Origin of the sequence: Saccharopolyspora halophila (genome assembly GCF_039531955.1) — a bacterium.
GTDB classification, from domain to species: Bacteria; Actinomycetota; Actinomycetes; order Mycobacteriales; family Pseudonocardiaceae; genus Saccharopolyspora; species Saccharopolyspora halophila.
Genome location: NZ_BAAARA010000012.1, coordinates 1 through 4,067, shown reverse-complemented (window position 1 = coordinate 4,067; position 4,067 = coordinate 1). Strand labels below are relative to the sequence as shown.

Below are 4,067 nucleotides of genomic sequence, written 5' to 3'. Positions count from 1 at the left end.
CGGCGAGGCGGAACAGGGCGACCTCGACCGCGAACAACGCAGGCTGCGCCCAACCCGTCCGGTTCAGGACCTCGGCATCATCGCCCCACATCACATCCCGAACACCCGAATCGAGATGCCCCAGCACCGCATCCAGGGCCTCGGCGAACACCGGGAAACGCTCGTAGAGCTCACAACCCATCCCCAAGCGCTGCGAACCCTGACCGGAGAACAACACCGCCAACGACCGCTCAGCGGCGGCCCCACGAGCAAGTTCCGAGACCCCTTCGTCCGAAGCCAGCAANCGCAGCCGCGCGAGCTGCTCGTCCAAGGCGCCCTCGGACTTCGCCGACACCACCCACGGCACCACCGACGGCGCAACCGCAGGCTCGTGCACGGGTTCATCGGCGCCAACCGGCTGCTCCAGGATCACGTGCGCGTTCGTGCCGCTGACACCGAACGACGACACACCGGTACGGCGAACGCGACCGGTCTCCGGCCACTCCTGCGGCGTGCTCAGCAGCTCGACGCCCCCGCCGGACCAGTCCACGTGCGAGGACGGCTGCTCGGCGTGCAACGTCTTCGGCAGCACGCCGTTGCGCATCGCCATCACCATCTTGATCACACCGGCCACCCCGGCGGCCGCCTGCGCGTGACCGAGATTCGACTTCACCGAGCCGAGCAGCAACGGCCGGTCCCGTCCGCTGCCGTAGGTGGCCACCAGCGCGTCCGCCTCGATGGGGTCGCCCAGCGCGGTACCGGTGCCGTGCGCCTCCACAGCGTCCACATCGGACGGTTGCAGGCTCGCGGAGCGGAGCGCCGCCCGGATCACCCGTTGCTGCGACGGACCGTTCGGCGCCGTCAACCCGTTCGACGCACCGTCCTGGTTCACCGCCGAGCCCCGCAGCGTCGCCAGCACCCGATGCCCGTTGCGCTCCGCGTCCGAGAGTCGTTCCAGCACCAGCACTCCGACGCCCTCGGACCAGCCCGTGCCGTCGGCCGAGTCCGAGAACGCCTTGCACCGACCGTCGGCGGCGAGACCGCGTTGCCGGGTGAACTCGAAGAACGCCTCGGGCGTGGACATCACGGTCGCGCCACCGGCCAGCGCCAGCGAGCACTCGCGCTGCCGCAGGGCTTGAGCGGCCAAGTGCATCGAGACCAACGACGACGAGCACGCCGTGTCCACCGTCACCGCCGGACCCTCGAACCCGAAGGTGTAGGAGACCCGGCCGGAGAGCACGCTCGCGATGTGTCCCGTGGACGCGTGCCCTTCCGGGACGTGCGGACCGGCGCCGAGGACGGTGGCGTAGTCCTGCCCGTTCGTGCCGATGAACGCGCCGGTCGGGGTTCCCCGCAACCGCGCGGGATCGATGTTCGACCGCTCCAGCGCTTCCCAGGACGTCTCCAGCACGAGACGCTGCTGCGGGTCCATGCCCACCGCCTCGCGCGGTGAGATGCCGAAGAAGTCGGCGTCGAACTCGGCCACGTCGTCGAGGAAGCCGCCTTCGGCGGCGAGGCTGGATTCCGCCAGCTCGACCGGGTCCCACCCGCGATCGTCCGGGAACGCCGAGACCGCGTCCCGGCCATCGGCGACCAGCTGCCAGAGTTCCTCGGCAGAGGTCACGCCTCCCGGAAAGCGGCAGGCCATGCCGATGATCGCGATGGGTTCGCCGTTCCTGAACTCCAGTTCGGACACGCGCTCCCGAGCGCGGCGGAGATCGAGGGTGGCCCGCCTCAGGTATTCGACAACTCGGTCCTGCTGGTCTTCCTGCACCGGTCCGCCTTCATGTCACGTGTCGAGCTGGGTCTCGCATCACAGGTCGAGCAGCCCGTTGTCGATGGAGTTGAGCAGTTCGTCGACGGGCATCGCCTTGATGTCGTCCTCGGAAGGGCGATCGCCTTCCGAGGAAGGCGCGGGCTCGCGCAGCCCGGCGAGGATGTCCTCCAGCCGTTGCCTGATCGCTTCGTCGTCGGCCTCGTCCGCCGAGGACCGCAGCGCCGCCTGGAAGCGGTCCAGCTCGCTCAGCGCCGAGCCGATCGAGGCGGCCTCGTCGACGGTCAGGTTCGCCAGCAGGTGCTCCGCCACCGCGCGCGGCGTCGGGTAGTCGAACAGCAGCGCCGACGGCAGCGGCACTCCGCTCGCCTTCCGGAGCCGGTCGCGCATCTCCAGGCTGGTCAGCGAATCGAAGCCCAGGTCGCGGAACGCCTTGTCGACCCCGATCGCGGCCGGGCTCGGATGTCCGAGCACCGCCGCCGCCTCGCCGCGCACCACGTCCAGGACCACCCGGCCGCGCTCTTCCTGCGACAGGCCCGACAGCCGCTGCCCGAGCGCGGTCCCCGATCCATCGGACGGCTGCGCTTCGAGGGCTCGGCGCGCGGCCTCGATCCCCGACAGCAGCGGGCTGGCGCGCACCGCGGTGAAGCTCGGGGCGAAGGTCTCCCAGTCGGTGTTGGTCACCGTGGAAGTGGTCCGCCCCCGGGCGACGGACCGCCACAGGGCCGACATCGCGAGTTCGGGCTCCATCGGCAGCACACCGCGGCGCCGCAGGCGCTCGGCGATCGAGGCGTCGGCCGCCGCGCCGGTACCGGCCCAGGCTCCCCACGCGATGGAGGTGGCGGGCAGCCCTTCGGCTCGACGCTGCTGGGCCAGCGCGTCCAGCACCGCGTTGGCCGCCGCGTAGTTGGCCTGACCCGGGTTGCCGATCGCGCCCGCCACGGACGAGAACAGCACGAAGAAGTCCAGGGCGCGGTCCCGGGTCAGCTCGTCGAGCAGCCGCGCCGAATCCACCTTGGACCGGAAGACCTCGTCGAACCGCTCGGGTGTCAACCGGTCGAGCAGGCCGTCGTCGACGACGCCGGCAGCGTGCACCACTCCGGACAGGTCGTCGATGCCCGCGAGGAGCGCTTCGAGGGCTCCCCGGTCGGCCGCATCGCAGGACTCGATCCGCACCCGCGCGCCCTGCGCCGCCAGCTCGTCCCGCAGTTCGGCGGCGCCCGATCCGCTGCGACCGCTGCGGCTCACCAGCACCAGGCCGTCGGCACCGCGTCGCACCAGGTCCCGAGCGAGCTGCGCTCCCAGTGCCCCGGTGCCGCCGGTGATCAGCACCGTGCCGGACGGCGGCTCCGGTTCGGGGCCCGCGTCCGACCGGGGCGCGGGGGTCATTCGGCGCCCGAACGCGCCCCACGGCCGGACGGCCACCTGGTCCTCGACACCTGCGGCGAGCACGCCGGTGAACCGCTCGATCGCGCGCTCGTCGAGCTCGTCCGGGAGATCCACCAGGCCGCCCCATCGGGCGGGCAGCTCCAGCGCGGCGACCCGGCCCAGACCCCACACGCTCGCCCGCGAGGCATCCCGCACCGCATCGCCGTCGCCGATCGAGACCGCCCCGCGGGTCACGGCCCACACTCGGGCGTCGATGCCGGCATCGGCCATCGCCTGCAACAGCAGCGTGCACTCGACCGAGTCCACGAGCGCGACCACACCCGCCGGCCCGATGTGGCCCGCCAGCCGCTTCGCCAGTTCATCGCGCTGGGCGGCCGCGCTGATCTCCAACCGCGCCGCATCGGGACCGAGGGCGCCGGCCACCGAGGCGGCCCAGGGGTCACCCGCGAGCTCCTCGGACACCACCACCAGCCAGGTCCCCGCATCGAAGGTGGAAAACGGCCCGCTCAGCGGGGTCCAGGTCTCCTGGTAGCACCAGGAATCCACCGTCGACCGGGCCCGCCTGCGGCTGCGCCAGGACGACAGGGCCGGAACCAGCTCAGCCGCGGACTCCGCACCGATTCCCAGCTCAGTGGCCAGCGAACCGCTCTCCACCAAATCCCAGAACGCGTCATCCCCGGCCTCCGGTCCCGCCGCGGGCTCGGGCCAGTAGCGCTCGTGCTGGAAGGCATAGGTCGGCAGATCGACGCGACAGGCACCCGTGCCCGCGAACGCCGACGTCCAGTCGACATCGACACCGCTGGTGTGCAACCGCGCAAGCGCGGTCAGTGCCGCCGGTTCCTCGGCTCGATCCTTGCGGAGGATCGGCGCCAGCACCGCGCCCTCGGGAGCGGATTCAGCGGCCATCGCCGAGAGCACGCCATCC

At 71.8% G+C, this 4,067-nt stretch carries 1 protein-coding gene and 1 pseudogene; both read right to left on the bottom strand.

Annotation, left to right across the window (positions count from 1 at the left end):
* Positions 1-1,732, bottom strand: a pseudogene (locus ABD289_RS17850) (type I polyketide synthase); the annotation flags it as partial.
* Between the two features lie 60 nt (positions 1,733-1,792).
* A partial coding sequence (locus ABD289_RS17845) for a beta-ketoacyl reductase (RefSeq protein WP_344133735.1) occupies positions 1,793-4,067 on the bottom strand: 2,275 nt, incomplete at its 5' end.